A 3,374-nucleotide genomic window follows, 5' to 3' on the forward strand; every position below is an offset into this window, starting at 1 on the left:
CGCCCGCCGAGGGCGACCGCGGCCCGCTGGGTCGACGGCACGTCGGTGCCGACGGCGGCCAGCGCGAAACCGGCCGGCACCGCCTCCTGGGGGATGGCACTGTTGCCGACGAGCAGCGCGACGACGTCGACGGGGTCGGTCTCGGCGCGCTCGGCGAGAGCGCACGCCCAGGTGAGCCGGGCCGATAACCGCGGCCCGGGGCGGTAGCTGCCGGTGGCGGCGCCCTCGTCGCAGGCCCAGGCGGCGAGCGCCACGCGCTGCGGCCAGCTGGCGCCTTCGATCCCGGCGCTGACGGCCGCCGCGACGCCGGCGGTGGCCGCGATGAGCGGCGCGGACTCGTCGATGTGCGCGAGCCCCACCGACCGGGACAGCGCGGTGGTCACCCCGGCGACGAGGCCGTCGATCGGGTCGCTGGGCAGGGTCACCCCGAGCAGCACGCCGCAGATGATGGCGTCGTCGACCGGCTCCAGGTCGTCCGCGGGCGAGACGTTTCGCAAGGGGGTCTCGGGGCGCTCGATCGGTGCGGGCGAGGTCGGCGCGCCGTCGAGGTCACCGGAGTCCATGGGGTCGACGGAGTCGACGAGGTCACCGGGGTCGACGAGGTCGTGGACGAGCCCGAGTCGGGCGGCGCGCAGGCCGATGTCGCGGTAGACGCCGGGTCCGACGACGTTGAGGGCTTCGAGTTCGCCCGGCGCGGGCGCCCAGGACAGGTCGGTGCGCCGTCCCTCGCGCGCGCTCCCGACATGGCGGCCCCGCGCCAACGCCAGCAGGGCACCCCGTGCTCGGGAGGCGGCCTCGCCCGCCCCGCCCTGCCCCTGATACATGGGCGCCATCCCAACTCAGCGACGGGAAGTGAGTCAAGCCCGCCCCGGGCGTGTCTGAACACAAAGATCTGCTTGTCGCGCAATGAAGTTCACGGAATAGGCAGGCAGACTGAGGCTGCCGGGAGGGTTTGGGGGCGCACCGGAGAAGGCCAGCCGCCTCGTCGTCCGCGGCGCGCGGAGACCGGACCTGACCGCGATGGCCGGCTGCCCGTCTCCCCTCGGCGTTGCGTTCGCCGCTCGGGGTTGCGGTTGTCGCCGCAACGGTGAGCGCTGAGCGCAACGCCGAGCACACCGAGGGAGACGGTGGGCCCGCGCCGGGGTCGCCCGCGCCGGCCACGGCAGCGAGGCCGCCGACCACCGAGTCCTTTGGTTAGGGCAGGCTTACCTCATGCGTGACTCACAGGGTTCGGTCGCGGTCGTCACGGGGGCCGCCGGTGGGATCGGTGCCGCCGTGGTCAGGGCCCTGGAGGCCGCGGGGCACCGCGTGGTCGGCGTCGACGCGCGCCCGAGCCCGACGAGCCCGACCAGCCCAGTCGAACCGGTCGACCACGCGAGCCCGGCGAGCCCGAGCAGCCCGACGAGCCCGACGAGCCCGGCGAGCCCGGCGAGCCCAGGGCGCGTTCGAGAACTCGACGTCACCGACCCCACCGGCGTCGAGGACCTCATCGCCGAGGTCGAACGCGAGGCCCCGATCGAGGTGCTCGTCAACTGCGCCGGCACGCTGGGCAATCGCCCGGCCCTGGCGACGACTCACGCGGACTGGGAGCGGATCTTCGCGGTCAACGCCACCGGGGTGTTCACCGTCTCCACCGCGGTGGCGCGCCGGATGGTGCCGCGCCGCCGCGGGGTGATCGTCACCGTCGCGTCGAACGCCGGCCGGCTGCCGCGCCACGGCATGGCCGCGTACGGCGCGTCGAAGGCCGCCGCGGCCCTGTTCACGCAGTCTCTGGGCCTGGAGCTGGCGGAGTTCGGGATCCGCTGCAACGTCGTCTCCCCCGGCACCACGCGCACACCTATGGTCGAGGGCATGCTCGCCGACGCCGACATCGACGAGGAGACGATCGTGCGGGGCGACCCTGGCCGGTTCAAGGTCGGCATCCCGTTGGGGCGCATCGCGGAGCCGGACGACATCGCGCGGGTCGTCGCCTTTCTCGCCTCGCCGGCCGCCCGGCACGTGACGATGCAGGATCTCGTCGTCGACGGCGGGGCCGCGATGACCCGCTGAGGTCCTCGCCGCGAGAGCGGCACCCGAGGTCAGGTCGAGCGGCGTCAGGCCGAGCGGCCGAGCCGGGTCAGCAGCCACAGCAGCACGGGCGCGCCGCAGAAGGCGGTGACGAGGCCGACGGGCACCGGAGTCGGAAAGGCCACCCGGGCGGCGATGTCGGCGCCGACCATGATCGCGGCCCCGACGAGCATGCCGCCCGCCACCGGCGGCCCCTGCGTGCGGAACAGCACCATCGCGATCTGCGGGGCGCAGAACGCGACGAACGCCACCGGCCCGGCCACGGCACACGCCAACGACGCGGCGACGACCGCGAGCACCGCCTGGATCAGCTGCGACACCGGAACGTTCACGCCCAGGGAGCGCACGGTCGCGTCCCCGAAGCGCAGCAGGCCGAGGCGCTCCGAGCCGAGCAGCGCCAGCGCCAGGCAGGCCAGCGCGCCGGCCCCGGCGGGGCGCAGCGTGCCGGCGTCGACGGCCGCGAGGGAGCCGGTCAGCCACGTCATCGCCGCGGTGAGGTCGGGCAGGTCGGCCCGCAGCAGCAGCCACGACGTGAGCGCCGACAGGCCGGCGTTGACGCCGAGGCCGACGAGCACGACCCGGCGGGCGTCGAGGCCGCCGCGCCAGGCGAGCGCGACGACCAGCACCCCGGCGATCGCGCCGCCGAGGCAGGCGAGCAGGGGAACCCCGACCGACCCGACTCCGGCGAAGGAGACCGCGCCCGCGGCGAGCAGGGCGGCGACCGCCAGGCAGGAGGCACCCGCGGTGACGCCGATGATGTCGGGGCTGGCCAGCGGGTTGCGCAGCAGCGACTGGGTGATCGCTCCGGAGGCGCCCAGACAGGCTCCGACGACGAGGGCCCCGACGACGCGGGGTCCGCGCAGCTCGCGCACGAGAAAGTCGGTGCCGCCGGAGGCGGACTGGCCCAGCAGCGAGGCGGCGACCTCCGACGGCGGCAGCCAGGTCTCCCCCAGGCTCAGGTGCAGCACGACCAGGCCCGACAGCGTGGCCGCCAGCAGGCTCGCGGCCACGAGGCGGCGCCGCGCGTGCGGCGCCCGCCGCGGGGTGGGCGCGCCGGTCGACCCGTCGGGGTGAGTCGGCGGGCGAACGCGGGTCGAGGAGGTCATCGGCCGGCTCCGATCGCCCGGGGCGCGTCGCCGAGACGGCGGGCCAGCAGCACGAACAGCGGGGAGCCGAGGATCGCGAGCATGATCCCGACGCTGACCTCGGAGGTGGTCAGCACGAGGCGCCCGGCGACGTCGGCGACGAGCAGCACGAGGGCGCCGGTGAGCGCGGAGACGAGCACGGTGGCGACGGGTCGCGCGCCG

At 75.5% G+C, this 3,374-nt stretch carries 3 protein-coding genes and 1 pseudogene; 1 reads left to right on the forward strand and 3 read right to left on the reverse strand.

From position 1 onward, the window contains the following. Positions 1 to 824, reverse strand: a pseudogene (locus PINTE_RS20710) (hypothetical protein); the annotation flags it as partial. Between the two features lie 388 nt (positions 825 to 1,212). Here PINTE_RS20710 and PINTE_RS20715 point away from each other — a divergent pair. After that, the gene (locus PINTE_RS20715) at positions 1,213 to 2,049 is read left to right on the forward strand and encodes an SDR family oxidoreductase (protein WP_068434378.1); all 837 of its coding nucleotides are present in this window, start codon (positions 1,213 to 1,215) and stop codon (positions 2,047 to 2,049) included. A gap of 44 nt (positions 2,050 to 2,093) precedes the next feature. Here PINTE_RS20715 and PINTE_RS20720 read toward each other — a convergent pair whose 3' ends face one another. Together PINTE_RS20720 and PINTE_RS20725 are read right to left on the reverse strand one after the other, a co-directional pair. Then, positions 2,094 to 3,173, reverse strand: a complete 1,080-nt coding sequence (locus tag PINTE_RS20720) for a FecCD family ABC transporter permease (RefSeq protein ID WP_068434380.1) — start codon at positions 3,171 to 3,173, stop codon at positions 2,094 to 2,096. Continuing rightward, positions 3,170 to 3,374 (reverse strand): iron chelate uptake ABC transporter family permease subunit (locus PINTE_RS20725; RefSeq protein WP_157087430.1); only part of this gene is annotated, 205 nt, incomplete at its 5' end. The genes PINTE_RS20725 and PINTE_RS20720, both read right to left, overlap by 4 nt.

This window comes from Piscicoccus intestinalis NBRC 104926, from assembly GCF_001515525.1.
GTDB lineage: Bacteria > Actinomycetota > Actinomycetes > Actinomycetales > Dermatophilaceae > Kineosphaera > Kineosphaera intestinalis.